Origin of the sequence: Microbacterium sp. TPU 3598, from assembly GCF_002356155.1 — a bacterium.
GTDB classification, from domain to species: domain Bacteria; phylum Actinomycetota; class Actinomycetes; order Actinomycetales; family Microbacteriaceae; genus Microbacterium; species Microbacterium maritypicum_A.
Genome location: NZ_AP017975.1, coordinates 2,863,305 through 2,887,834 on the forward strand (window position 1 = coordinate 2,863,305; position 24,530 = coordinate 2,887,834).

24 protein-coding genes, 1 tRNA gene and 1 other RNA gene are annotated in these 24,530 nt (G+C 69.3%); 4 read left to right on the forward strand and 22 right to left on the reverse strand.

Annotated features, from left to right (window positions below; genetic code table 11):
* Nucleotides 1-12: 12 nt before the first annotated feature.
* The 5 genes from MST3598_RS13590 to ffs form a co-directional block, all read right to left on the reverse strand.
* A complete protein-coding gene (locus MST3598_RS13590; protein ID WP_029258722.1) occupies nt 13-1,233 on the reverse strand; it encodes an acetate/propionate family kinase in 1,221 nt (406 codons plus the stop codon).
* Complete coding sequence (pta, locus tag MST3598_RS13595) at nt 1,230-3,362, reverse strand: phosphate acetyltransferase (protein WP_029258723.1); 2,133 nt, start codon at nt 3,360-3,362, stop codon at nt 1,230-1,232. The genes MST3598_RS13590 and pta overlap by 4 nt, the downstream gene beginning before the upstream one ends.
* Before the next feature lie 65 nt (nt 3,363-3,427).
* Nucleotides 3,428-4,150, reverse strand: coding sequence for a hypothetical protein (locus tag MST3598_RS13600; protein ID WP_029258724.1), 723 nt, complete (start codon nt 4,148-4,150; stop codon nt 3,428-3,430).
* Nucleotides 4,147-4,755: a rhomboid family intramembrane serine protease gene (locus tag MST3598_RS13605; RefSeq protein WP_021199147.1), complete on the reverse strand. Its 609-nt coding sequence runs from the start codon at nt 4,753-4,755 to the stop codon at nt 4,147-4,149. Before MST3598_RS13605 ends, MST3598_RS13600 begins: the two co-directional genes overlap by 4 nt.
* A 64-nt stretch (nt 4,756-4,819) precedes the next feature.
* An RNA gene (ffs, locus tag MST3598_RS13610) (signal recognition particle sRNA small type) lies at nt 4,820-4,916 on the reverse strand.
* Nucleotides 4,917-5,059: 143 nt separating this feature from the next.
* Here ffs and MST3598_RS13615 point away from each other — a divergent pair.
* From MST3598_RS13615 to MST3598_RS13625, 3 genes are read left to right on the forward strand one after another with little or no spacing between them, the layout of a single operon-like run.
* Nucleotides 5,060-6,049 carry an AAA family ATPase gene (locus MST3598_RS13615; RefSeq protein ID WP_021199148.1) on the forward strand — a complete coding sequence of 330 codons (990 nt, stop codon included), beginning with the start codon at nt 5,060-5,062 and terminating at the stop codon, nt 6,047-6,049.
* Nucleotides 6,050-6,060: 11 nt separating this feature from the next.
* Nucleotides 6,061-7,251 carry a DUF58 domain-containing protein gene (locus tag MST3598_RS13620; protein WP_029258725.1) on the forward strand — a complete coding sequence of 397 codons (1,191 nt, stop codon included), beginning with the start codon at nt 6,061-6,063 and terminating at the stop codon, nt 7,249-7,251.
* A complete protein-coding gene (locus MST3598_RS13625; protein WP_029258726.1) occupies nt 7,238-9,505 on the forward strand; it encodes a transglutaminase family protein in 2,268 nt (755 codons plus the stop codon). The genes MST3598_RS13620 and MST3598_RS13625 overlap by 14 nt, the downstream gene beginning before the upstream one ends.
* 4 nt (nt 9,506-9,509) lie before the next feature.
* Here MST3598_RS13625 and trhO read toward each other — a convergent pair whose 3' ends face one another.
* The 13 genes from trhO to mpaB (MST3598_RS13675) all read right to left on the reverse strand — a co-directional run bounded on the left by trhO (nt 9,510) and on the right by mpaB (MST3598_RS13675) (nt 20,200).
* Nucleotides 9,510-10,400 carry an oxygen-dependent tRNA uridine(34) hydroxylase TrhO gene (gene trhO, locus MST3598_RS13630; RefSeq protein WP_029258727.1) on the reverse strand — a complete coding sequence of 297 codons (891 nt, stop codon included), beginning with the start codon at nt 10,398-10,400 and terminating at the stop codon, nt 9,510-9,512.
* 9 nt (nt 10,401-10,409) lie between these two features.
* Nucleotides 10,410-11,171: a hypothetical protein gene (locus tag MST3598_RS13635; protein WP_029258728.1), complete on the reverse strand. Its 762-nt coding sequence runs from the start codon at nt 11,169-11,171 to the stop codon at nt 10,410-10,412.
* Nucleotides 11,168-11,896, reverse strand: coding sequence for a hypothetical protein (locus MST3598_RS13640; protein WP_029258729.1), 729 nt, complete (start codon nt 11,894-11,896; stop codon nt 11,168-11,170). The genes MST3598_RS13635 and MST3598_RS13640 overlap by 4 nt, the downstream gene beginning before the upstream one ends.
* Nucleotides 11,893-12,609, reverse strand: coding sequence for an ATP-binding cassette domain-containing protein (locus tag MST3598_RS13645; protein ID WP_021199154.1), 717 nt, complete (start codon nt 12,607-12,609; stop codon nt 11,893-11,895). Before MST3598_RS13645 ends, MST3598_RS13640 begins: the two co-directional genes overlap by 4 nt.
* Nucleotides 12,590-14,308: a daptide biosynthesis intramembrane metalloprotease gene (mpaP, locus tag MST3598_RS13650; RefSeq protein WP_331280335.1), complete on the reverse strand. Its 1,719-nt coding sequence runs from the start codon at nt 14,306-14,308 to the stop codon at nt 12,590-12,592. Before mpaP ends, MST3598_RS13645 begins: the two co-directional genes overlap by 20 nt.
* The gene (mpaM, locus tag MST3598_RS13655) at nt 14,295-15,122 is read right to left on the reverse strand and encodes a daptide-type RiPP biosynthesis methyltransferase (protein ID WP_029258731.1); all 828 of its coding nucleotides are present in this window, start codon (nt 15,120-15,122) and stop codon (nt 14,295-14,297) included. The genes mpaP and mpaM overlap by 14 nt, the downstream gene beginning before the upstream one ends.
* Nucleotides 15,123-15,188: 66 nt before the next feature.
* Complete coding sequence (mpaA3, locus tag MST3598_RS18820) at nt 15,189-15,302, reverse strand: MpaA3 family daptide-type RiPP (protein WP_021199157.1); 114 nt, start codon at nt 15,300-15,302, stop codon at nt 15,189-15,191.
* Nucleotides 15,303-15,342: 40 nt separating this feature from the next.
* Nucleotides 15,343-15,468, reverse strand: coding sequence for an MpaA2 family daptide-type RiPP (mpaA2, locus tag MST3598_RS18765; protein WP_269320225.1), 126 nt, complete (start codon nt 15,466-15,468; stop codon nt 15,343-15,345).
* A gap of 37 nt (nt 15,469-15,505) precedes the next feature.
* Nucleotides 15,506-15,640 carry an MpaA1 family daptide-type RiPP gene (gene mpaA1 / locus MST3598_RS18770; RefSeq protein WP_021199159.1) on the reverse strand — a complete coding sequence of 45 codons (135 nt, stop codon included), beginning with the start codon at nt 15,638-15,640 and terminating at the stop codon, nt 15,506-15,508.
* On the reverse strand, nt 15,641-16,828 hold the full coding sequence (gene mpaC / locus MST3598_RS13660) for a daptide-type RiPP biosynthesis dehydogenase (RefSeq protein ID WP_029258732.1): 1,188 nt from the start codon (nt 16,826-16,828) through the stop codon (nt 15,641-15,643).
* Complete coding sequence (gene mpaD / locus MST3598_RS13665) at nt 16,825-18,078, reverse strand: daptide-type RiPP biosynthesis aminotransferase (protein WP_029258733.1); 1,254 nt, start codon at nt 18,076-18,078, stop codon at nt 16,825-16,827. Before mpaD ends, mpaC begins: the two co-directional genes overlap by 4 nt.
* A complete protein-coding gene (mpaB, locus tag MST3598_RS13670) occupies nt 18,075-19,124 on the reverse strand; it encodes a daptide biosynthesis RiPP recognition protein (RefSeq protein WP_029258734.1) in 1,050 nt (349 codons plus the stop codon). The genes mpaD and mpaB (MST3598_RS13670) overlap by 4 nt, the downstream gene beginning before the upstream one ends.
* Nucleotides 19,124-20,200 carry a daptide biosynthesis RiPP recognition protein gene (gene mpaB / locus MST3598_RS13675; RefSeq protein ID WP_036271504.1) on the reverse strand — a complete coding sequence of 359 codons (1,077 nt, stop codon included), beginning with the start codon at nt 20,198-20,200 and terminating at the stop codon, nt 19,124-19,126. The genes mpaB (MST3598_RS13670) and mpaB (MST3598_RS13675) overlap by 1 nt, the downstream gene beginning before the upstream one ends.
* A 171-nt stretch (nt 20,201-20,371) precedes the next feature.
* Here mpaB (MST3598_RS13675) and MST3598_RS13680 point away from each other — a divergent pair.
* Nucleotides 20,372-20,459: transfer RNA gene (locus MST3598_RS13680), tRNA-Ser, on the forward strand.
* 63 nt (nt 20,460-20,522) lie between these two features.
* On the opposite strand, the gene MST3598_RS13685 is transcribed toward MST3598_RS13680, so the two are convergent.
* The 4 genes from MST3598_RS13685 to MST3598_RS13700 all read right to left on the reverse strand — a co-directional run bounded on the left by MST3598_RS13685 (nt 20,523) and on the right by MST3598_RS13700 (nt 24,526).
* A complete protein-coding gene (locus MST3598_RS13685; RefSeq protein ID WP_029258736.1) occupies nt 20,523-21,125 on the reverse strand; it encodes a GNAT family N-acetyltransferase in 603 nt (200 codons plus the stop codon).
* A gap of 26 nt (nt 21,126-21,151) precedes the next feature.
* Nucleotides 21,152-21,781, reverse strand: coding sequence for a phosphatase PAP2 family protein (locus MST3598_RS13690; protein ID WP_029258737.1), 630 nt, complete (start codon nt 21,779-21,781; stop codon nt 21,152-21,154).
* Between the two features lie 31 nt (nt 21,782-21,812).
* Entirely contained in the window at nt 21,813-23,213 is a 1,401-nt protein-coding gene (locus tag MST3598_RS13695; protein ID WP_029258738.1) for a multidrug effflux MFS transporter, read from the reverse strand.
* A gap of 158 nt (nt 23,214-23,371) precedes the next feature.
* Nucleotides 23,372-24,526, reverse strand: a complete 1,155-nt coding sequence (locus tag MST3598_RS13700) for a cystathionine gamma-synthase (RefSeq protein ID WP_029258739.1) — start codon at nt 24,524-24,526, stop codon at nt 23,372-23,374.
* Nucleotides 24,527-24,530 lie beyond the last annotated feature (4 nt).

Below are 24,530 nucleotides of genomic sequence, written 5' to 3' on the forward strand. Positions count from 1 at the left end.
TCGGCGCAGCGATCAGAGCAGCTCCGCCGTCTGCCGCGCGATCTGCAGCTCCTCGTCGGTCGGCACGACGAGGACCATCACCGAGGAGGCATCCGTGGAGATCCGGCGGATGCCGCGCTCTCGTGCCGCATTCCTGGCGGGATCGATCTCCACACCGGCGAAGCCGAGCGTCGCCATCGCACCGGCACGCACCGGCGCGGCGTTCTCGCCCACGCCGGCGGTGAAGGAGATGACGTCCACTCCCCCCAGCTGTGCGATGTAGGCGCCGGCGTAGGCGCGCAGCCGGTGCACGTACACGTCGAACGCGAGCATCGCCGCGTCCTCCCCTGCCTCGACGCCCGCGAGGATGTCGCGCATATCGCTGCGCCCGGCGAGACCGGCGAGTCCGCTGCGGGTGTTCAGCAGAGAATCGAGGTCGTCGATCGACAGCCCGGCGCGGCGCGACAGGTGCACGAGCGCGGCCGGATCGATGTCGCCCGAGCGCGTGCCCATGACGAGCCCCTCGAGAGGGGTGAGCCCCATAGAGGTCTCCACCGAGCGGCCGCCGTCGATCGCGGTCACCGAGGCCCCGTTGCCGAGGTGGAACACCAGCTGCCGGAGATCCCCGAGGTCACGACCGAGGAACGCGGCGGCGGACTCGCTGACGTACTGGTGACTCGTGCCGTGGAAGCCGTAGCGGCGCACCCGGTGCTCCGCGGCGAGCGCCGCATCGATCGCGTAGGTGTAGGCGGCGGGAGGGAGCGTCTGATGGAAGGCCGTGTCGAACACCGCGACGTGCGGAACGCCGTCGAACACGGCGCGCGCGGCGAGGATGCCGGCGAGGTTCGCGGGGTTGTGCAACGGTGCGAGCACCGCGAGCTCGTCGATCTGCCGCTCCACGTCGGCATCGATCAGCGTGGGGGCGTAGAAGCGGGCGCCGCCGTGAACCACACGGTGCCCGACAGCGACGGGGCGATGCTCGTCGAGAGAGGGGCCGTGCGTGACGAACTGCTCGCGCATCACCTCGAAGGCGGCGGCGTGATCGGCGATCGGCCTCTCACTGCGGTAGGTGGCGTCGAGCATGGTCGGCACGGCGTCGCCGTCGACCGCGGGGCGCACTGTGTGCGCGACCGGGCTGATCTCCTGACCGATGCGCTCGATCAGCCCGCTCGCGAGCAGATTCTCCTGCTCGATGTCGATCAGGCTGTACTTCAACGAGGAGGAGCCGCTGTTGATGACCAGGATGGCGCTCATGCCGCCTCTCCCGCCTGCTCGGCTCCCTGCGCCTGGATCGCCGTGATCGCCACCGTGTTGACGATGTCGTCGACGAGCGCACCGCGGGAGAGGTCGTTGATCGGCTTGTTGAGCCCCTGCAGCACCGGGCCGATCGCGACGGCGCCGGCTGAGCGCTGCACGGCCTTGTAGGTGTTGTTGCCGGTGTTCAGGTCGGGGAAGACGAACACGGTCGCCCGTCCGGCCACAGCGGAGCCGGGGAGCTTGGCCTTGGCCACCGCCGCATCCGCGGCAGCGTCGTACTGGATCGGCCCCTCGACCGGGAGCTCGGGCGCCCGTTCGCGTACGAGGGCGGTGGCGGCGCGCACCTTGTCGACGTCCGCACCGGATCCGGACTCCCCCGTCGAGTACGACAGCATCGCCACGCGCGGATCGATGCCGAACTGCCGGGCGGTCGTCGCGGAGGAGATCGCGATGTCGGCGAGCTGCTCGCTGGTCGGGTCGGGGATCACGGCGCAGTCGCCGTAGACGAGCACGCGGTCGGCGAGCGCCATCAGGAACACGCTGGAGACCACGTTCACCCCCGGCTTGGTCTTGATGATCTCGAACGACGGGCGGATCGTGTGGGCGGTGGTATGCGCGGCGCCCGACACCATGCCGTCGGCGAGGCCGAGGTGCACCATCATCGTGCCGAAGTACGACACGTCGGTCACCGTGTCCGCCGCCTGGGCGAGCGTGATGCCCTTGTGGGCCCGTAGCCGGGCGTACTCCGCGGCGAAACGCTCGACCAGCTCGGGATCGGTCGGGCTGAGCACCTGGGCCGCCGTGATGTCGACGCCGAGTTCGACGGCGCGGGCGCGGATGGTTGCCTCGTCGCCGAGGATCGTCAGGTCGGCGACCTCTCTCGCGAGCAGCGTGGCCGCGGCGCGCAGGATGCGATCGTCGTCCCCCTCCGGCAGCACGATGCGGCGGCGGTCCCCGCGTGCGCGTTCGATGAGTCCATACTGGAACATCAGCGGAGTCACCACGTGAGCCTCGGCGAGGCCGAGCTGCTCGGTGAGCTCGGCGATGTCGACATGCGCCTGGAAGAGGCCGAGCGCACGGTCATAGCGGCTGCGCGAATCGGCGGAGATGCGTCCGCGGGTGCTCATCACGCGCACCGCCGTGTCATAGGTGCCGAGATCCGTCGTGATGATCGGCACCGACGAGGCAAAGCCGTCGAGCAGTCGCACGATCGGCTCCGGCAGCGGGAACGGCCCGTTCAGGATGATGCCGGCGATGCGGGGGAAGGTGCCGGACGAATCGGCGAGCAGCGCAGCCAGCAGTACCTCGGTGCGGTCGGCGGGGATCACCACGACCGCCTCCTCGGTCAGTCGGGGCAGCACGTTCACCATCGACATGCCCGCGACGACGATCGTCAGCGCCTCCCTCGTGAGACGATCGTCGTCGCCCTTGAGCAGCGTGCCGTCGACGGCCGCGAGGATGCCACGGATCGACGGCGCGACGAGAGCACGGTCCTCGGGGATCGCCCATACCGGCGTGCTCTCCGCGGGGAGCGCGGCATGCACCGCCTCGATGATGGCGTCGAGCGCCTCCGGGTCGGCGCGGTTGACCGCGACGGCGAACAGCTCCGCCCGCTCCTCCGTCAACTCGGACAGGGCGAGCGCCGCGATCTGCGCGATCGCGGCGGCCGACCGCGCCGTGGTGGTCCCCAACTGCTCGGCCTGGCGCTGCTGGTCGCGACCGCTGAGAACGAGGAGCACCGGGGCTCCGAGGTTGGCGGCGATCCTGGCGTTGAAACCGAGCTCCGCAGGGCTGGCCACATCGGTGTAGTCGCTGCCGATGACGACGACGGCATCGCACTGGGCCTCGACCGCCTTGAACCGCGCGACGATGGTCGACAGGGCGCCCTCCGGGTCGGCCCTCACATCGTCGTAGGTGACGCCGATGCAGTCCTCGTAGTCGAGGTTCACCCCGTCGTGCGCGAGCATCAGTTCGAGGATCTCGTCGCGCGCGGTGACCGAGCGGGCGATCGGACGGAACACGCCCACCCGCGGCGAGACGCGCATCAGAGCGTCGAGCGCCCCGAGGGCGATCGTCGACTTTCCGGTATGGCCTTCGGCCGAGGTGATGTAGATGCTCTGCGCCACGACTTCAGCTTAGGCGCGGCATCCATGAACGCACCGAGCGTCTCACCGGGTCAAATGCCGCGACGTCACTCGCACGGTCCGGACATCGCATCGACGACCGCCGTGGCATCCGCCTGGAACCGCGAGTAGTAGTCGCGGTCGGTGTTGATCTGCACCCGGTGGATCGCGTGGGAGGGCTCCATCGTCTGCCAGTCCGGGAGCCGTCCGAGGCGATCGAAGAACAGCGTCGTCGCGGTCGCCGGATCCATCCGCTGCTCCACGCTTCCCCACCACTCCTGCTGCTGGAAGAGTCCGATGCTGGTCGTCCGGGTTCCATCGGGGTTGGTGAATCCGCGCGTCTCCCAGTCGCCGTAGTCGATGTTGCGCAGGCTGCTCTCCCCCATCGCCGTCATCACCCCGAGGATCTGCCCCTCACGCGCGTAGCCGAGAACCGCGGCGGTGCGGATGATGGTCGCCGCGTTCTCGAGCTGCTCACCACTCCATCCCTCGATGCCCTCCGCAGGAAACGTCTGCGGGCGGTCGATGCAGATCGGCGCGGGATCGCGCGCGAGCCCCAGGGGGATGAGCACGAACAGACCGACGGCGACGACGACGGCGCCCCCGGAGATCAGGATGCGCTGCAGGATCTTCCGCCGGCGCAGGCGATTCGCCGCCTGCCGTCGCGCGCCGGGACCGCGGCGTTTCTTGGTCTTCTTGGTGTTCGACGTGCTCTTCGTGCGCGTGCCTCTGGTTGCCGGCTTCTTCGTCGCCGGCCTGCGTCCGGCCCGCGATGCCGGTGCGGCGTTCATGGCGCGAGGGCTCCGCCGGTTCGCGGCCGGCGGCCGGCGAGGGCGGCGATGCCACCTCCGATGGCCCCGAACAGATGCCCCTGCCAGGAGATGCCGTCGGCCACACCGAAGACGCCGGCCAGCATCGAGCCGCCGTACAGCGCGATCACGACGATCGCGATCACGGCGTACAGGATGCGGTGCGCCACACGGCCGGGGGCGAACACCCGCATCACGACGTACCCGAAGTAGCCGAAGACCAGCCCGGACGCCCCGACCGTCAGAGTGCCGGGAGCGTTGAACACCCAGGTGCCGATGCCCCCGACGACGGCGACGATCGCGGTGACGGCCCAGAACCGTCGCGTGCCCTCGACCGCGACGAGACAGCCGAGCACCAGGAACGGGACGGAGTTCGCGATGAGATGCTGCCAGTTCGCGTGCAGGAGCGGCCCGAGCACGATGCCGCCGAGTCCGGAGACGTCCCAGGACCGCAGCCCGAATCCGGTGAACGAGCCGGGGAGGATCGCGTCGGCGAACTGCACGACCCACATCGCGACGAGCAGCAGCACCGGCGAGGCGAATCGGCCGAGCGGATGCTGCGTCTGCGGCGGCGGGGTGACGGTCACCGGACGATTGTCGCAGGTGCAGCCACGAGAGGGCTGTGCGCCCGGGACGAGACGCCCGCACAAAGAAAATGACTCTCCGCGCACCCAGCAGAGCCCGGTTACCCTTGCTGCGTTTCCGCCCTGGGGGAATTGGCCTGGATGCCGCCACGCGGAGAGCCGTCAACCATCCTAACCCGACCGGCGCGATGGTCCGAACCGCGCACGCCTCCACGCGCATCCTCAGGGGAACCTGCCAGAGCGGCGCACCCCGTGCAGGGTTACGATCGAGTCACGCGCACCGCAGCGCCGACGTGAGAGGGAACGCATGCCAGAGAACGCCCCCCTGACCCCGGTATCGATGGATGCCGAGAGGTTCGCCGCACAGACGTCTGCGATCCTCGGCTCGATCGGCCAGGTCATCGACGGCAAGCCGGACGCGGTGCGCAGCGCTCTCGTATGCCTCCTCGCCGAGGGGCACCTGCTGATCGAAGACGTTCCAGGGGTCGGCAAGACCATGCTCGCCAGGGCCCTCGCCGCGAGCGTGGATGCGACGGTGCGCCGCATCCAGTTCACGCCCGATCTGCTGCCCGGCGACGTCACGGGGGTGTCCGTCTACAACCCCGTGGATCGCGAATTCGAATTCAAGCGCGGCGCGGTGTTCGCGCACATCGTGATCGCCGACGAGATCAACCGCTCCTCCCCCAAGACGCAGTCCGCTCTGCTGGAGGCGATGGAGGAGGGGCAGGTCACCGTCGACGGCTCCACGCACCTGCTGCCCCAGCCGTTCCTGGTCGTCGCGACCCAGAACCCGCTGGAGATGGAGGGGACCTACGCCCTGCCCGAAGCGCAGCGCGATCGGTTCATGATGCGGATCTCGATGGGGTATCCGGATGCCGCCGCCGAGGCTCTCATGCTGCGCCAGCGTGATGTCGTCAGCCCCCTCGCGGCCGTGTCGCCCGTCGCCGACGCGGCGTCCATCGCCCACCTCATCGCCTGGGCGCGCTCGGTGCACGTGGCCCCCGCGCTCGAGGAGTACGCTGTCGCGCTCGCCCAAGCCACCCGCTCCGACCCGAACCTGCATCTCGGTGCGAGCCCTCGGGCCACCCTGCAGCTGGTCAGGGCCGCGAAGGTGTGGGCTGCTCTCGACGGACGCGAGTACGTGATCCCCGACGACATCACCGCGCTGCTCATCCCTGTGCTGGCGCACCGCCTGCTCCCGGCCAGGGGCGCACATCGCGCCGGCGCGCAGCCGGTCGAGGCCGCCCTCACCCAGATCGTCGAGCGGGTGCGTGTCCCCGTCGCGACGCGTTCCTGACAGACCTCATCATGCGAAGACGTCGATCCCTCACCGGCCGCGGTGCCGGAGCGCTCGTCGCCGCGCTCGGCTGCATGATCGCCGCGAACCTCCTCGGCACGCGCGTCCTGCTCTACATCGGCGTGCTGCTCGCGGCCGTCACGCTCTTCTCCCTCATCGCGGTGCGATTGCCACGACGATCCGGAACGGTCACCCGCCAGATCTCGACCGATCTGCTGACCGTGTCCGAGACGTCACGAGTGACGGTGCGGTTCTCGCTGCGAGCGATCCGGGTGCCGCGGGGGCTCTGGCACGATGTGCTCCCCGACGCGGTCTCCGGAGACTCCGGCGGTGAATATCCCCCCGAGACCGGCCAGCTGAGCTACCTCATCACCGGTGTCCGACGCGGCGTCTGGCCCCTCGGGCCGCTGATGCTGCGCACGGTCGACCCGTTCGGTCTGGCGCAGCGCGAGCAGGCATTCGGCGAGACGAGGAGCGTGACGGTCGTTCCCGAGGTGTTCGCGCTCGCCCCGCTGGCCGTGCGTGTCGGTGCCGCCGGCGGCACCGCGCACACCTCCTCCACCCGGCTCGGGCAGGGAAGCGACAACCTCTCGCCCCGCGGATACATCCCGGGCGACTCGATGCGCCGTATCCACTGGCGGGCGACCGCGCATCGCGGTCAGTTGATGGTGCGTCAGGAAGAGGAGGAGTCCAGCCCCGACGCAGTGGTCGTGCTCGACCGCAGCGGGCGCCGTTGGGACGCACCGGGCACCGACGAGGATCCCGCCTTCGAAGCAGCGGTCTCCCTGTGCGCCTCCGCGGCCGTGCACCTCGCATCGGAGGGGTACAGCGTCGACGTTCTCGACAGCGCAGGAACGCTGCTCGGCGCGCTTCGCGGGCATGAAGACGATCGCGACGGTCTGCTCGCTGCGCTCGCGACGGTCACCCCGCGCGGAGAGAGCCGTGACCTGATGGCGCTCGTCGGCGGCACCCCGCCCGGTCCGCTCGTCTACATCACGGGCCGCCTCGACGAGGAGGATGCGGCCCTGCTGCGTTCAGCAGGTGCCGCTGCACCGATGCTGTTCAGCACAGAGCTGCTCCCCGGCGCCACCGAGGCCTCCGTCCGCCATGGATGGACGGTGGCCCCACTCGGGGACGACATCCCCGCGGCGTGGGAAGACGCCGTCTCGGCCCGGATCGGGGTCGGCGATGTTCCGCGCTGAGCAGGCCCCGCCGGCGCCGACCGTCGCCACGCGCAGGCCGGCCTTCTGGCACCGCGACCACGAGGAGCCGGCCGGCATCGTCGGCCCCGGCGCACTCGCGGCGACGGCGGCGCTCACGGCGATGTGGCCGTTCACCTCGGTGATCGGCCCCGGGGCGTGGTCCTTCACCGTGATCGCCGTGATCGTCGCCGTGGCGGGCACCGGGATGCTGACGCGACACCTGCTGCGGCGACGAGCGGCGTGGGCGCAGGACATCGTCACCTTCGCCGTGCAGATCGTGGTCGCCATCGCCGTCGTGACGCTGCTCGTGGCCGGCGACACCGCCATCTTCGGGATCGTCCCGACATCGGCGACGCTGACGCTGTTCGGCGTGCTCGGGGCCTCCGCCGTCGAGGCCGTGGTGTTCGGATCCGCGCCGTTGGATCCCTCCCCCGGCCTCGCTGCGGTGATGGGCATCGGCTTCGGGGTCGTCGCGATCCTCCTCGACCATCTCGTCGCGCATCGTTCGGCCGTGCTGGCCGTCCTCTTGACCGGCGTCATCGGCGCCGTGCCGATGATCGTCACGCTCGGCGACACGAACGTGGCCTGGTTCCTGCTCTTCGGCGTGGTCGCCCTGCTCCTCCTCCGCTACACCGCACGCCGGCATCCGGAATCCCCGCGCCGCTCGTCGACGTCGTTGGCCGTCGCGCTCGGAGCCGCCGCGCTGGCGACGACAGTGGCCATCGCCCCGATGATGCCCGTCACCGCGAGCCTCGCCGGCAACGGGGTCGGCGTCACGGTCGACGCCTCGCTGCGTCTCGGAGACGACCTGCGCCAGCCCAATCCGGTCGAAGTCCTCACCGTTGCCGCGAAAGGCGACACGGCACCGTACCTGCGTCTGACCACGCTCTCGCGCTTCGACGGCCGCGTCTGGCAGCCGGACGACGGCGACCTGCAGGCGCAGAACGACGGATTCGGTCCCCCGGAATGGGGCGAGGACATCGCGACGGAAGAACAGAACACCTCCATCCGCGTGCTGCGGATGTCGAGTTCCTGGCTCCCGGTGCCCTATCCCGCCACCGCCGTGCAGGGACTCAGCAATGCCTGGAGGATCGCCCCCGAGAATCGCACGCTGTACTCCCGCGGCGCGGACGCCGTCGGGAACGACTACACGGTCACGTCGTCGAGATTGATCCCCACCCTCGAGCAGATCCGCGCGATCGATGCCGCCGCCCCCGTCGTCGATCCCGATGCCGAACCGGTCGAGCTCCCCGGGATCATCGGTGAGCTCGCGGACGACGTGACCGCGGCGGCGAGCACCGACTACGACCGGCTCATCGCGCTGCAGAACTGGTTCCGCTCGCAGTTCGCCTACTCGCTGGAGACCCCGGTGGAGGAAGGCTTCGACGGCACCGGGGCGGAAGCCGTCGCGGAATTCCTCGAGGCGCGGTCGGGATACTGCGTCCATTTCGCGGGGGCGTTCGCGTTGATGGCGGAGAGCCTGGGCATGCAGGTGCGCATCGTCGTCGGATACCTTCCCGGTTCGCTGACCGACGAGAAGCGCGGCAGCGAGTCGGTGTTCTCCGTGACCAGCGACCGGCTGCACTCCTGGCCGGAGGTGCTGTTCCCCGGTATCGGATGGGTTCCGTTCGAGCCCACCGCGTCTCTGGGTGTGCCCACCGCCTTCCGCCCCGGAGCGACGCAGGGTGGAGGTTCCGGAAGCCCGTCCGCCCCGGCCCCGACCACGGCACCGCAGGCCGAGCAGACCTCGGGTCCCGAGATCGACCGCAACGATGCCGGCGGCGACGCGGCCAGCGGCGACGACCTGCGCCGCCTCGACCCGACGCCGGTGGTCTTCACAGCCCTCGGCATCGTCGTGCTGCTCCTGCTTCCCGCACTGATCCGGCTCGTGGAACGCCGAGCGCGGCTGAACAGGGCACGTCGAGGAGATTCCGCTGCGGCATGGGCGGAACTCCGGGACACCCTGATCGACCTGCAGATCCCGGTGTCCGACGCCGACACGCCACGCACGCGCGCGGCAGGACTGGTGCGGCAGAACGGCGTGGGGGCCGAGGCGATACGACACCTCACCAATGCGGTCGAGCGCTCGAACTACGCCCGCCCCGGCGAGGCGACGGACGACCTCGCCGAGCCGTTGGGCGACGTTCTCACGAGCCTGCGGCAGAGCGCCGATCGGGCCACCAGGGTGCGGGCCGTGCTGATCCCGCGTTCCCTGTACGCCCCGAGAGCCGCCGAGCCCGGTGTGACGATCTGACCCGTCAGGCGGCGTGAGAGGTGCAGGGCACAGCGCCGCACTCCTCGCACACCACGAACTGCGATCGGCACGAGAGATCGGGGCAGTTCGCGGTGCGCTTGGTCGCTGCCCCGCATCCTACGCATTCTCCGATGACCGCGGCATGGTCGGAGAAGTCCACGGAGCCCCGGCCGTCGAAGACGTAGAGCGATCCGTCCCACAGGCCGTCGTCGCCGTACTTCTCGCCGTATCGGACGATGCCGCCCTCGAGCTGGTAGACCTCACCGAACCCGCGGGCGGTCATCAGACTCGACAGCACCTCGCAGCGGATGCCGCCGGTGCAGTACGTGACCACGGGCTTGCCCTTGAGGTCGTCGTAGATGCCCGAATCGAGAAGCTCGACGAAATCCCTGGTCGTCTCGGTGTCGGGGACGACCGCGCCACGGAAGCGTCCGATCTGCGCTTCGAGCGCGTTCCGACCGTCGAAGAACACCACATCGTCGCCACGTTCGTCGATCAGACCGTGCAGTTCTTCGGGCGTCAGGCGCGTGCCGCCGCCGACGACGCCGTTCTCGTCGACGCGGAGCTCACCGGGCGCACCGAACGACACGATCTCGTCGCGCACCTTGACGCTGAGCTTGGGGAAGTCGAGGCTGCGTCCCTCGGCGTCCACACCGGTCCCCTCGCTCCATTTGATGTCGGCGTCGGCGAACGGACGGTACGAGCGGAACGAGCGCAGCCATTTCTTCAGCGCGCCGATGTCGCCGCCGAGGGTGCCGTTGATGCCGTCCTTCGAGATGAGCAGACGTCCGCGCAGTCCGAGCGCCTCACCGAGGTCTCGCTGCCAGACGCGGATGGCATCGGGATCGGCAAGAGGAGTGAAGGCGTAGAAGAGGACGATCTTGGGTGTTGCCACCTAGGGATCCTACGTCGTCTCCGCGCCGACATCACGCTTCATGAAAGCCGCTCCCCCGGCGAGGAGCGCGGCGAGCACCCAGCCTGCGGTCGCCCAGAGCGCCAGGGAGCTCTCGAGAAGATCGTTCCGCGGGATGCCCATGGCTGACACGTCGAATCCGAGGGCTCGGAGCATCACGAGGGGCGGGAGATAGCCGGCGCCGGAGCTCCAGAACATCGTGAGAAGCAGCGCCCCGCTCATCGACATCGACACCACGAAGAGAGCGACGAGATGAACCTGTACGACGACTCCCAGCCCCATCCCCCAGAGCCCGGCGACCGCCCCGAGGGCGAGAGTCGATGCCACAGTCGCTCCATCGAGGGTCGCTCCATCGAGGGTCGCACCGCCCCGGGACACGTTCAGCGCGATCTGCCCGACGACGACGACGGTGAGCGCCACGATCGCCCCTCCCAGAGCGGCCGTCGGCATCCTGGCGACGAAGATCGTCCACCGGGGCAGCATCATCAGACGTTGCGCGATGACACCGTCCCGGCGGTCGATCGTGTATCGGAAGGAGCCGTAGACCGCCGCGAGCACCGCTCCGTACGTCGCGAGCACGACGGTGAAGGACTCGGCGAACACGGATCGGACGCCCGCCGGGGCCTCCGCGAGGTCGGGCGGAATACTCGTCGCCACGGCGAGCGACATCAGCAGCGCCGCTGCCACCATCCCGAGGAGGACCACGTCACCGGCGAAGCTGCGCGCCTGTGCGCGAAGCGCCCGGCCGATCACGCGGCTCCCCGACGTCCCCTGAACCAGGCGATCACGACGAGAGCTGCGGCCCAGACGAGCCCGACACCGAGTGCGGGCGCGAACTCGAGCAGTCGCCCCTGGTAGCCGGGAACACCCAGCGCGGCGAGTGCCAATCCGGGCGAGAACTTCGCCACCTCCGGCGCCGTGCGCACGAGTGCGAGCTCCACGACCATCGGAAAGATGAGGACGATACCTGCCGTCAGGTAGTAGTTGCGGGTGATCCAGCCGACGGACACTCCGATCAGTGCACCGAGGACCGTGCCGGCCAGCGCGCCGGCATACAGCTGCCACGACTCCGGTGTGAGAGCGAGCGCCAGTCCGTTCCGGATCAGGATCACGGAGACGCCCCCTGTCCAGAGGACGAAGATGCACACCGACAGCGCGACGGCGGCCAACACCGCCGCGACGAGCTTTCCCCCGAAGACGCGACGGAAGCCGACCCCGGTGAGCGTTCTGTCCATCGAGCCGTAGTAGTACTCCCGCGTGACGGAGTACGCACCGACGAACGCCGCGGAGACGACCGACCACGCGAGCGGCTCCAGCAGGCGCGCGGTGGCCGTGCCGGGATCGACACCGGCGAACTCGAAGCGGGAACCGTCGGAGACGAGCACGAATACCGGCATGAGCAGGGCCACGAGATAGACCGGCAGGACGGAGAGTCCGCTCACTGCACGCAGCGCTTCGCTGCGGATCGCGTTCCTCATGCTGCCGCTTCTCCCACGAGATCGAAGTACTTGCTCTCGAGGGAGTCGCCGTCGTCCGTGACGAGGTCGTGCAACCGCCCCGCGAAGAGTGCACGGCGCTTGATCACGACGACCTCGTCCACGAATTGCTCGAGTTCCGCCAGCTGATGGCTGGCGACCAGCACGGTGCCGCCGCGTTCGGCGAAGCTCCGCAGGAACCGGCGAAGCCACCGGATGCCGTCGGGGTCGAGCCCGTTCGCCGGCTCGTCCAGGATGAGCGTCCGGGGTGAACCCACAAGAGCGGTCGCCAACCCGAGCCTCTGTGCCATCCCCGTCGAGAACGTCTTCACGCGACGGTCGGCATCCGCGGCGAGCCCCACCTCCTGGAGCACCTCGTCGACACGGCCCCGGGGTGCGCCGGCCGCGAGGCGGGAGATCTCCAGGTGCCTTCTCGCTGTGATGCCCAGCTCGAAGCCGAACCCGTCCATATGAACGCCCACGTGCGATGCGGGGTTGTCGAGCGCGGAGAACGGCGCACCGTCGATGACGCTGTCGCCACTGGTCGGAGTGATCAACCCCACCAGTGCCCGCAGCGTCGTCGACTTTCCGGCCCCGTTCGGGCCGAGGAGTCCGACGACCGTCCCCCGCGGCACGTCGAACGACAGTTCCTCGACGGCCGTTCGGCGCCCGTACCTCTTCGTGAGTCCTCGGACTTCAATCGCGTGGTCGCTCATTCTCTTCCTCTTCTTCTCTCTCGCCCTGGAGCGCTGTCAGCGGCAGCATCACGCCTCTCGCCCAGAGCGCCTGCCACAGGTCCGTCTCACCGAGCTCGACCCGCGCCTGCCCCGTCGGGGGCAGGCCGTCGCTCTTCCCGGCGACGAGCACCTCGGCGACGACCACCGCAGGTATCGCCACCCCATCCGCGGTCACGGGAAACAGCGCGTCGAGTGGCACCGTCGTCGGCGTCGGAGGCAGCGGCCTGGCTGTGCCCTCTCCCACCGGCACGTTCGCGACGATGCCACTGCTCATCAACACGACCGGGGCGCCCGCCGGCACCTCCGCCTCGGTGTCGGCGCCTGCGCCTGCGCCTGCGCGAAGGAGCATCACCCGGCCCCCGTCTACGGAGAAGCCGAGCGTGTCGGTGACGGGTACGCGGATGAGGGCTCCGGCGGTCACGATGCTCGCGACCACCACCGCCCCGACGCACACGAACCGGAGCCGGGAGACACCCGAGCGGAGGACTCGCCGCAGGGCTTTCGCCAGCAGAGCCACACCGACGAGGACGACGACGGCTTCCAATGCGACCACCAGCAGGCCGAGGACCGGTCCTCCTCCGGCGAGCGCTTGAGCGGTGCGTGCGACGGCGAACACGACCATCACGACCGGGGCGGCAAGACTGGCGAGGCCGAACGGAACGCTCCACGCGGTGTCCAGGGCTCTGCCGATCCGCCGACCGCCGAACAGGAATCGGGTGAGGAAGTTCGAGGCGTCGCGGATGGCGCGTCCCCGGAGGTTCGGCTCGTCGAGCGCGCTCATGAGTGCGATGTACCCGTCGAACCGCACGAACGGGATCAGGTTGACGATGACGACGGCGATGCAGGAGAGAGCGAGCAGCAGCATCGCCCTGTCGGTCTCCGGCTGCGGAAGCGCGAGAGCGGCGAGGAGCGCGACGGCGGCGATGACCGCATGCACTGCGGGGCCGGCCAACGCGATCGCCACGCGTTGCGATCTCTTCGGGAGGCGCCAGCCGTCGGTCACGTCCACGAAGAACGCGGGGGTGAGGTAGAAGAGCATGAAGCCGGCACGACGGGGGCTCCCGCCGAAGCGGGCGAGGGTGAGTCCATGGGCGGCCTCATGGAGCAGCGTCGCGAGCGAGAGCACCGCGATCAGGATCAGCAGGCCGGTCAAAGGCATCGGCGTGGTCAGGACGCTCAGCAGGTCCTGCGCCTGAACGATGGCGGCCACGAGCCCTCCGCCGAGCAGCACCACCACCGACGCCAGGACCACCCGAGCCGGCAGCCGGACGATCACACGATCCGCGCGCCGGAAGAGGGCGGGAGCACGGAGCGTCGCGATCTGCAGGGTGAATGGCGGGCGGTAGGTCAGCCGCCCGGGCGGGAGGATCGCGTCGCCCTTCAGGAGTCCGCTGGCGCGGAAGCGCTCGGCGAGGTCGAGGAAGTCCTCCAGCGATTCGGATGCGGCGAAGCGCAGGTGCAGGTCGCGGAGCGCGGTCTCGCCGTTCATCGCCGAGAGCAGGTCGGCGACCGACCGGGACACCCTCGACGACGGCACTCCGTGGATCGTCGCTATCCATGCCCTGTCGTCGGCCCCTTCCTCGAAAGCGACACCGGAGGCGAGGCTCGGGCATGCATCGGCAGAGAGCCGAACCCTCGCGCGGGAGCCGCGTCGACGCGGGGAGTCAGCCGGTGGCATCGTCGTCCACCGTTCCCGAGGATCCCGCCCACGACGTCGTGAGCAGGAGGATGTCCACCCCGCGGTCGGTGCGGACGGGCGACACGGCAGGTGCCGCGAAGCCCGCGTCGACGAGCTCCCCGGCGAGGACGTCATGGCCGAGCACCTGCAGGCGGCTCGTGAGCACCGTCGCTTCGAGGCCGGCCGCGATGTCGGCGACGCGCACCCAGTTGACCACTCGCGCCGCTCCGCCGTCTTCCATCTGCTGCGCGAAGAGGTAGGTCTCTTCGCCCTGCGGACCGGGGACGCCGATCTCCTGTGTTCTCGACACCGCCAGGCTCTGCGCCGCCGTGCCTCCCGCGACGGTGAAGGCGAACACGCCTCCGGTGGCGAGGTGACGACGCACACTTCCGTACAGGAGCGAGCGGCCCGCACGATCGAGCAACGTGATGGATGTGGCACCGATGATCACGAGACCGTATCGCCGCCCCAGGGAGAAGTCGCGCATGTCCGCCACGACGCACTCCACCGTCGATCGCGCAGGAAGCGCTCGACGCAGGTGGGAGAGCATGTCGTCGGAGAGATCGATCGCGGTGACCTCTCTTCCCGTTCTCACCAGCGGAACCGTCAACCTCCCGCCGCCCGCGGCGATGTCGAGGATGGGGTCGTCGGTCTTGCTCGCGAGCGCCAGCACCTCTCGAATCTCTGCACGGTCGGTACCGACCAATCGCTCATAGAAGTCGGTGCCCTCCCCGGAGTACAGATCCAGCTCCCGGGGAACCGCGCCCGCGGTCTCGAGCCGCGCCGATACTGCTTCGGTGATCAAACCGGACATTCACACATCGCCTCTCAACGGGAGCGATGGGGTGCGGGCGGGCATGCTCCACCCGCACCCCGGGGACTAGGTTGCGATCGCTGCCGCGCCGCCGATGATGGCAATGATGTAGCTGGCGTGCTCCCACCATTCCAACGGTGCGTCGATCTGTTCGAGTTCCGTGAACTCCAGAGACGTCATCTGCAATCTGCACCTCCTTCTCGAGCTGTCGGTCGCCGCCCTATGTCAGGGCGAGAATTCCGATGATGACTCCCACGGCGAATCCTCGGATGTAGTCGTCGGTGTCGTTCAGGGCCTCCATGGCCTCGAGTTCCGTGAACTCGAGCGTCGGCGTTGCGGTGTGCATCTTCACCTCCCTTCCGTGTCGCTGCGCGTGCCAGGGATCAGGTGGCCGCGGCTGCGCCGATCCCGATGAGGACCAACGCCCCTATCGCGCCCTGATAGAAGCTCTCCCAACTGGGGGCCTCCATGGTTTCCAGCTCCTGGAACCGGATACTGCTCTCGACTTTCTCGCCCATCTAATTCACCTCCTTCGCAACAGAAATCGGAGGTCGGCGATCAGGGCCGACCAGCTCAGAACTCCACCGTGAGTCGTGGAGCACGTCACGGAAGTCATCTGCGAGGAGGCCCGGCAGCATCGGGTGGCGTCTTCCCCACGCTCTCTCTGTGGCGACGGAGATGCGATCGATGTCATCCGGGCTCGGTCTCGGAGCACGCTCGATTCCCCACCGTTCGATCAGGGCCTCGATGCCCGTCGGCGGGTCCAGCGGTAATGCCATCCCGCCCACGACGTTCACCCAGAAGTCCTGGAGACTCTGCCGGTCTCCCCAGCGCATGTCTCCTGCGCAGATCCGCCGCCAGACCGCGCCGATGACCGCCGCCGTGGCGACGATCTTGCGGACCCCCAGCACGAAGGCGATCTCGTTCGCCGCATACCAGTGGCGCGCGCTGTAGGGGTCCGGCCCCCGCAGCGCCGCGCTGCGCTGGGTCGCCGCGCTGAGTCGAGCGAGACGCATCCTTCCCCCGCGCGAGTCCGGGTCACGGGTGGCGGAATCGAGGACGGCTCTCCCGAGCGCGACGGCGTCTCGGTTCTGCCGCGCGCTCCTCCGCGAGCTCGTCGAGGCGCCCGCTACCCGGAGGAGCGCTTCCAGTGCTCCCTCCCGGACGGCGGCGTGCGTCAGCGAAGCCAGATTGCCCGGGTCGATGATCGCGTGGCGAGGCCTCAGGGCAAGACCCACGATGAGCCGGTATCCGCTGTCGTTCTTGAGCACTCCGACGCTGTTGGTCTCCGACGAGGTGCCGAGCGTCGTCGGCACGGCGATGATGTCGACGGGTGGCAATGCGTGGGGAAGGAGAGTCAGCGCCGACCTCGACGCATGCCCGATGGCGAAGTCGAACACCCGCCCCCGAGCGAGAGCGAGCGCGGCGATCTTGCTGGCGTCGAGAACGGTTCCGCCGCCGACCGCGACGATGACGCTCGGCGATCGACGCACGATCTGTCGGGCCAGTTCGACGACTGCAGCGACGTCGACCGACGACGCATCGATCTGGATCGTCGTGGTCCGGCGCCCGGACGGGAGGGCAACCGGTACCGCCGAATCCACGATCATGAGGCTCTCTCGGCCGGCCGTGAGGTGCTTCGTCAACCGGCCGGTGGCCCCTTCCCCCTGCCACAGGGTGGGAAGTCGACCGAACTCCGCGGTCATCCCGGCACTCCTCGGGCCAGGCCTGCACGTATGGCCACGTCCACGGCGAGAAGCTCCTCCGCAGTGAATCCGTAGGCCGGGATCAACTCGATGGAGCTGGGGCCCGGTTGCACCAGGACGCCGTTGTCCGCGATCGCGGAGACGACGCGAAGGATGTCGGGCCCAGAGAGCGGGCTCTCGTCCGCGTGGCGGAGCCCGAGTCCCAGGAAGCACCCGCGTCCGGTGATCTCCGCGACCACACCGTCCGCCTCCCACTCGGCCGCGAGGCGAAGCAGGTCGATACCCAGTGCCTGAGCGGTCGACTCCACATCGATGCGGCGCAGTTCCTCGATCACGGCGAGGATCGCCGCCGCACAAGCCGGCGTCCCCGCCTGGGTCTCGCCATGCACGAACGTCCACCCGCCCCGCACGAACTCCGAGGCGACCCGTTCCCCCACCAGGAGCGCCGCCGCACCCATCGCCCCGTTGGTCAGCGCCTTCGAGAGGATGAGGATGTCCGGTGCCGCAGCCCACCTGTCGGTGGCGAACATCGTCCCGGTGCGGCCGAAGCCCGTCGCGACCTCATCAGCGACGATCAGGAAGCCGTACTCCTCGCGCAGTGCGAGCAGACGCTGGACGAACGCCTCAGACAGCGCGTAGGCACCGCTGCCCAGCACGGGTTCGACCACGACCGATGCCACGCGCGCCCCCTCCCGCTGCAGCAGCCGTTCGAGCTCCTCGCCGTCGTCGCGGTGGGATACATGCCGCACCGACCGGCGGTCGACGGCGTAGACGGATTGGAGGAGGTCGTCCCCACTCAGGGCGTGACTGCCGTATGCCGTGCCGTGATAGCTGCCTTTCAGGCCCACGATCAACGAGCGGGACGCGAGTCCCTTCTGCGCCCAGTACTGCCTGCCCAGCTTCATCGCCGCGTCGTTCGCCGCCCCTCCCGAGGTCGAGAAGATGACGCGGCGGTAGCGGACGGGGTCCGCGAGCTCGATCAGCGCTTCGGCCGCGCGCTGCGCGTACTCATGGGGCGCGCGGAACAGCGAGAGATAGGAGGCATCGTGATTCGCCCTGTTGACGGCCTCGACGACCGTCGGGTTGCCGAACCCGAGAGGGACGTTCCAGAGACCGCTCGTCGCGCAGAGACGTGTGGATCCGTCAGCGAACTCGATCCGGTTCCCGGCAGCGCCGACGGCGACGCGCTCCGGTGCGAAGGTCGAGTCCGCGGGGAGCATCGAGGTCCACAGCGCGTGCGGCGATGTCATCCTTCGGCCCCGTTCGTCCCGTCAGCGGATCCGGTACGCCGGCCCGTGTGGACGTTGAGAGCGGTGCGGGCTTGCAGGCACAGGTCACGCGCGTCCGGTGACGATGTGCCCCGCAGCCGGGCCACGCGCTCGGTGGCGATCTCGATCGTGCTCGACGTCTGTATCACCGCGATGACCCGGGCCGTCGATGGCGTGAGCAGTTGGCGGCGCAGGGTCCCGGTGTCTGCGAGCATGAAACCGGCGGCGGTCTCGAGCAGAAACGGATCCGCAGTCAACGGTTCGGCATCCGAGAGGTCGTCGTCGATCGGGAACCAGCCGAATCCCGAGACCCGGGCGGCGCCGTTCTCTGCGCGGAGCATCTTCATGAGGTCCGTCGCCTTGAGGTAGCGTCCGATCCACTCCCGCCTCGCGAGGTCGGCGGCGAACCCATCCCCCGTCGCGACTTCTCCCAGCGCCGCGGCCCGGGGCAGCGGGATGGCGAGAACGGACGGCAGGTCGTCGACGGTGCCGATGGTCCGCCCCTGCACGCCGATGCCGACACTGCCGTCCGCACCCACTCGCAGCGCCTTCGGAGTCTTCATCTCCCTCGGGCAGTCCAGGGCGTCGCGGTCCGCGAGCAGCACCCGTGGGTCGATCAACGCCGAGGGAAAGACCCCGGTTCGGCGAGCGAGCTCCGCATCCTCGAGGAAGGCCTGCCCGCTGGATGCGTCGAAGAAGCGCACCACGGTGGGGCCGACGATCTGGACGAACGCAGCAGCGACATAGTCCTGGAGTTCGACGCCGTGTTCGCCGAGGAACAGCTCGTCACCCGCTTCTCGCAGTGCGCCTCGGTAGCGCACCACGCTGCCGAGACCGTCGTACATCCCACTCTCCACCGGCAGGAGGACCACGTCGTCGCCGCGCGCCACCTTCGCGACATCGGCTGCCGGAGCCCCGCTCTCGAGGAGGAACACTCGCGAGTGCCCCTCCCCCTGCCCGGTGATCCATGCGCGGAGTGCCCGCGCTCCGCTGACTTCCCCTGTTTCCACCCGCTCACCGTCGTGCATCACAGTCCCGCCTGCCCGCCCGCGGCGGGATCGAGGCCGACCACCGCCAATCGGCATCGGACCTCCTGCACCAGGGAGGCGACGCTGCTCGTCCCCCTGCCGAGCTCGGCCGCCAGCAATCCGACCGCCGCGGACTCGTCCGCCGTCGCGATCAGGCATTCCGCCGCGCGTGCGCTGTCGATGCCGAGCCGGATCCCGCGCCGGCTCACGGGATCGATCAGCATCCACTCCTCGCCGTCGCCCGTCAGCAGGTACGGGACGCGTGGTGAGACGACTCCCGGAAGCGCGGCGAGTTCGTCGAGAGCCCGCACGAGGTGTCCGCCGAAGCCGGAGATGGCGGGGCGATTCGGAACTCCCTCCCATCGACGCAGCAGGTCGATCGCGCCGATGTACCGTGCGAACCACGGCCGGTCGTCGAGATCGGCCTCCAGCATCCCGCGGTCGACGACGCGCGCGAACGCCCGCCCTCGGCCGGCGCCTTCTCCTGCGCGGGCCTCGATGTCTGCCCGCCCGTCGCCCACCTCGCCGAGCAGGAGCCCGTCTGGCCCGTCCCTGTACTCGCCTTCCGCGGTGACGTGCACGCGGGGCAGGGCCTCTCCCTCGCGGCCGGAGCCGAGGAATGACGGCAGGGAGTCGAGCAGAACCGTGCTGCTGAGCAGCGGATCGATGAAGATCCCGGAGTCCTTCGCCGTATCGGCATCGCTCAGGAACGCGGCCACGCCCGCGGCGTTGCACTGCCGGAAGAGAGTGGGCCCGACGATCGGAAGGAAGGGAGCCGCCACGTACTCCCGGAGTTCGAACGTCTGCCCGCCGTCGAACATGATCCGATCGCCGGGCTCGCGCAGAGCACCGTCGTAGGGGATCACCCGGGAGCCGCTGCTCATGACGACACCGCCCGCGGGAGCGAACACGATGTCGTCGAGGCGGGTCTGGCTCAGCACCGCACCGACGTGGTCACCCGCCTCGACGAAGAACACGGCGCCCGTGACGAGGTTCCGTCTTCCGCTGACGCACTGTTCGAAAGCCGTCGTGGTGCGGTGGCGGTCTCTCGCCGTCATGATCGAGCTCGCGTCCATGCTCCCCCTCTGGACGCCGCACCCCCAGCGAATGCGATACGTCCTCACATGAGGCTATACAGGTGACGTGTGACGTGCAATATTTCACATCGGTGGACGTTCAGGTCGCGGACCCCAGAGGCCTGTCACGTCGTCGTCCTCGCATCGGATAGGATGGACAGGTTGTTCCCTGGTGACGTGTCCGAGCGGCCGAAGGAGCACGCTTGGAAAGCGTGTGTTGTGCAAGCAACCGCGGGTTCGAATCCCGCCGTCACCGCCAAAAGTGAAAGAGCCTCCGCGCCAGCGGGGGCTCTTTCGCTTCGCCCACGCGATCGTTCGGCGTTTAGTCGTCGAAGCGCACGCCGTAGATCTGTCCGCCGGGCTCGGCCGGGAGACGCGTCATCCCGAGCCGTTCGTAGAAGGCGGCGGCTCCGGTGTTGTTCGGATCGATGCCCAGGTGCAGCCCGCGCACTCCGCGTCGGGTCAGCTCGGCGAACAGCGTTTCGATGAGCTGGCGACCGAGCCCCTGACCCTGGGTCTCGGGAAGCAGGTCGATGTGCAGATGGGCCGGGTGATCCGCGACGTTCGGCTCGATGCCGGCGGCGCGGCTGTAGCCGTAGTCGATCATCCGATCCTCCCGCGTGACCACCTCCGCCGGCCGGGGGTGGCGACCCTCGAGCGTCGGCCACCACTCCTCGCGGAACCAGGTGTAGAAGGCATCGGTGTCGTCGGTCGCGACGATGTAGCCGATCGTGCGCTCGTCATCGCTCTCGACCACCCAGGCGAGGTCGGGATGACGCTCGGCATAGGGGACGGCGAAGAGGTCGCCCCACAGCGAGTCGTCGGAGAGGACGCCGGTCGCATCTGCCCCGGCGTCGGCCGTCTTCACGCAGATCTCATACAGTGCGGCACGATCGGTGGGGCGGTACGGACGGATGCGAGACACGACGACTCCTCTGGGGACGGGTCTTCTCAGCCTATCGGCGCCTCGACCGCCGACTTCTTCTGCTGCACCCACGGGAGCAACCAGGCGGCGAGCACCAGCACCACGCCGGCGCCGACCAGGGCGCCGCCGAGGGTGTCGCTGGCCCAGTGCACCGAGAGGAAGGTGCGCGAGAGCGCCATCGCGAGCACCCACGCCGCGCCGACGATCGCGACCCAGACGCGCGGGAACAGCACCCAGAGCACGAGGGCGATCGTCGCGGCGTTCGCCGTGTGCCCGGAGGGGAACGAGCCGTAGTCGCTCACCACGAGCATGTCGTCGGGCCGCGCCCGCCCGAAGAGCTGCTTGAGCAGTTGCACGCCGGCGGCACTGGCGGCGAAGCAGAGTGCCGCGAACAGCGCGCCACGCCAGCGCCGTGCGAGCACGAGCGCCAGGATCGCCAGCAGCGGCACCCCGAGGATCGCGACCCAGCCGCCGCCGATCCAGTTCAGAACGAGGGCGAAGTCGACCATCCAGTCCGCGCGGACCCCGGCGATCGTCTCGTTCCACCAGTGGTCGAATCCCGGAGTCTGCGGGTAGGCGAACACGACCACGGCGCCCAGGACCGTTGCGAGCGCGAGGAGGCCCACTCCCCACCACAGCAGCATGCGCCTGTTCATCGTCCTATTCTGTCGGACGACACCTGAAGACTCAGGGAGCGAGCATCCCGACGGTGCGCGGGCGCACGACGAACCACAACGACAGGATGCCGATCGCGGCACAGCCGACCATGACGGACGCCATGGTGGTCGCGGTGATCCCGGCGTCGTGCGAGAGCCAGCCGACGACGGGCGAGATGAGCCCGGCGACGCCGAAGTTCGTCGCGCCGATGATGGATGCCGCGGTTCCCGCGGCCTTCCCGTGGCGGTCGAGCGCCAGCACCTGCACGTTCGGGAATGTGAAGCCACAAGCAGTCATGAAGACGAACAGCGGGATCACCGTGCCCCACAGGCCGAGGCCGAGCTGGTCGGTGACGATGATCGCGACGCCGGCGAGCAGCAACACTGCGGTCGAGTAGGCCATGACCCACTGCGGTCCGAAGCGTGCGGCCAAGCGGGAGGCGGTCTGCACGCCGACGACCACGCCGAGCGAGTTCACGGCGAAGAGCAGACCGTACTGCTGCGCGTCGAGCCCGTGGGTCACCTGGAACAGGAACGGCGATGCCGACAGGTACGAGAACAGACCGGAGAAGGTCATCCCGCCGATGACGAGCACGCCGAGGAACACCCGGTCCGAGAGCACGGAGCGATATCGCTGCAGCATGGTGGCGCCACCGTGACCCTGGCGCCGGGCGACGGGCAGCGTCTCCGGGATGAACAGGATCGTCGACAGCAGCATGACCACGCCGTAGGCCGCGAGCACGCCGAAGATCCCGCGCCACGGCATGAGCGTGAGCAGCCACGAGCCGATAAGGGGCGCGATGACCGGTGCCACGCCCGAGACCAGAGCGAGGCGGGAGAGCATGACGACCAGTCGACGCCCGCCGAACAGGTCGCGCACGATCGCCATGGCCACCACGCCGCCGGCCGCGGCACCCACTCCCATCAGCACGCGGGCGACGCTGAGCAGCCCGAGGTCCGGTGCGAAGGCCGCCCCGACGCTCGCGAGCACGTGCAGCGCGGTGACGGCGATCAGCGGCACGCGACGACCGACCTTGTCGCTGAGCGGTCCGACCACGAGCTGGCCGAGCGCGAACCCGATCATGGTTCCGGTCAGGGTCAGCTGGATCGCGGCGGCCGTGGTCTGGAAGTCCTGCTCCAGCACCGGGAACGCCGGGAGGTAGAGGTCGATCGTGAAGGGGCCGAGGGCGGTGAGCGCGCCGAGCAGGATGATGTACAGCGTGCGGCGGCCCAGGGAGATGGCATCGCCCGGGTGCAGCATGATCGGCGCGGTGGCAGGGTTCGCGCCGAGGGTGCGAATCGCGCCGGTCGCGGTGGGGATGCGGATGCTCCCCGTCGCGGTGCGCTCGGGCTGCGGGATCCGCGATTCGTCGGCGGCGGAATCCCCCGCCTTCACGACGGGGAGGGAATCAGTGCGGGGAGCGTCGGACACGACGTCCTTCCAGAGTTCAGGGGGTGCAAGGGTCGAATCGATTCGACCGGGGAAGCCCCCATGTTACCGCCGCCACGGCCTCGTCCGCCCGCCCACGCGCAGAGCAGAGACGCACCCCCGCGGATGCGAAGGTGCGTCTCTCACGGCCCGGTGCGACGTCAGCGCGAGATGCGGTCGAGTCCCTGCTCGAGGTCGGCGACCAGGTCGCCCGCGTCTTCGATCCCGACGGAGAGGCGCACGATGTTCTCCGGGACCGCGAGCTCGGTGCCGCGCACGGAGGCGTGCGTCATGTCCGGCGGGTATCCGATGAGCGACTCGACGCCACCGAGCGACTCGGCGAGCTGGAACACCGAGGTGCTCTCGACGAAGGCCCGTGCCGCGTCGGCGCCGGCGGCGAGACCGAGCGACAGCATCCCGCCGAAACCGCTCATCTGCTTCGCGGCGATCTCGTGGCCGGGATGCGAGGCCAGTCCCGGGAAGTAGACCTGCGCGAACTCCGGCCGATCCTGCGCCCACTCGGCGATGGCCTGCGCGTTCTCGGAGTGCTGCCGCATCCGCAGCGCCAGGGTCTTGATGCCGCGGGTCGTCAGCCAGGCGTCCAGCGGGGCGGAGACCGCTCCGACCGCGAACTGCTGGAACTTGACCTGATCGAAGAACCGATCATCGCCGAACACGACCGCGCCGCCGAGCACATCCGAGTGCCCGCCCAGGTACTTGGTCGTGGAGTGCACCACCAGGTCGGCGCCGAGCGCGAGCGGCTGCTGCAGCGCCGGCGAGGCGAAGGTGTTGTCCACGACCACGATCAGGCCGGCCGCGTGCGCGATCTCGGCGATCAGAGCGATGTCGACGATCTTCAGGAGCGGATTGCTGGGCGTCTCCAGCCACACGATCTTCGTCTCGGGACGGATCGCCGCGCGGAGCGCATCCACGTCGGAGAGCTCGACCGTCGTGGTCTCGATCCCCCACGGTGCGAGGACCCGGGTGAGCAGCCGGTAGGTGCCGCCGTACACGTCGTTGCCGAGCAGGATGTGGTCGCCGGGCTTGAGGATGCCACGCAGCAGCGCATCCTCCGCGGCGAGTCCCGACGCGAACGAGAGCGCGCTCGCGCCCCCTTCGAGGGCCGCGAGCTGGGTCTCGAGCGAGGACCGCGTGGGGTTGCCCGCACGGTTGTACTCGTAGCCCGCACGCAGGCCGCCGACGCTGTCCTGCACATGCGTCGAGGACTGGTAGATCGGCGGGATGATCGCTCCCGTGACGGGGTCGGGCGCTTGTCCTGCGTGGATGGCTCGGGTGGCGAAAGCATGATCGGACATGTGT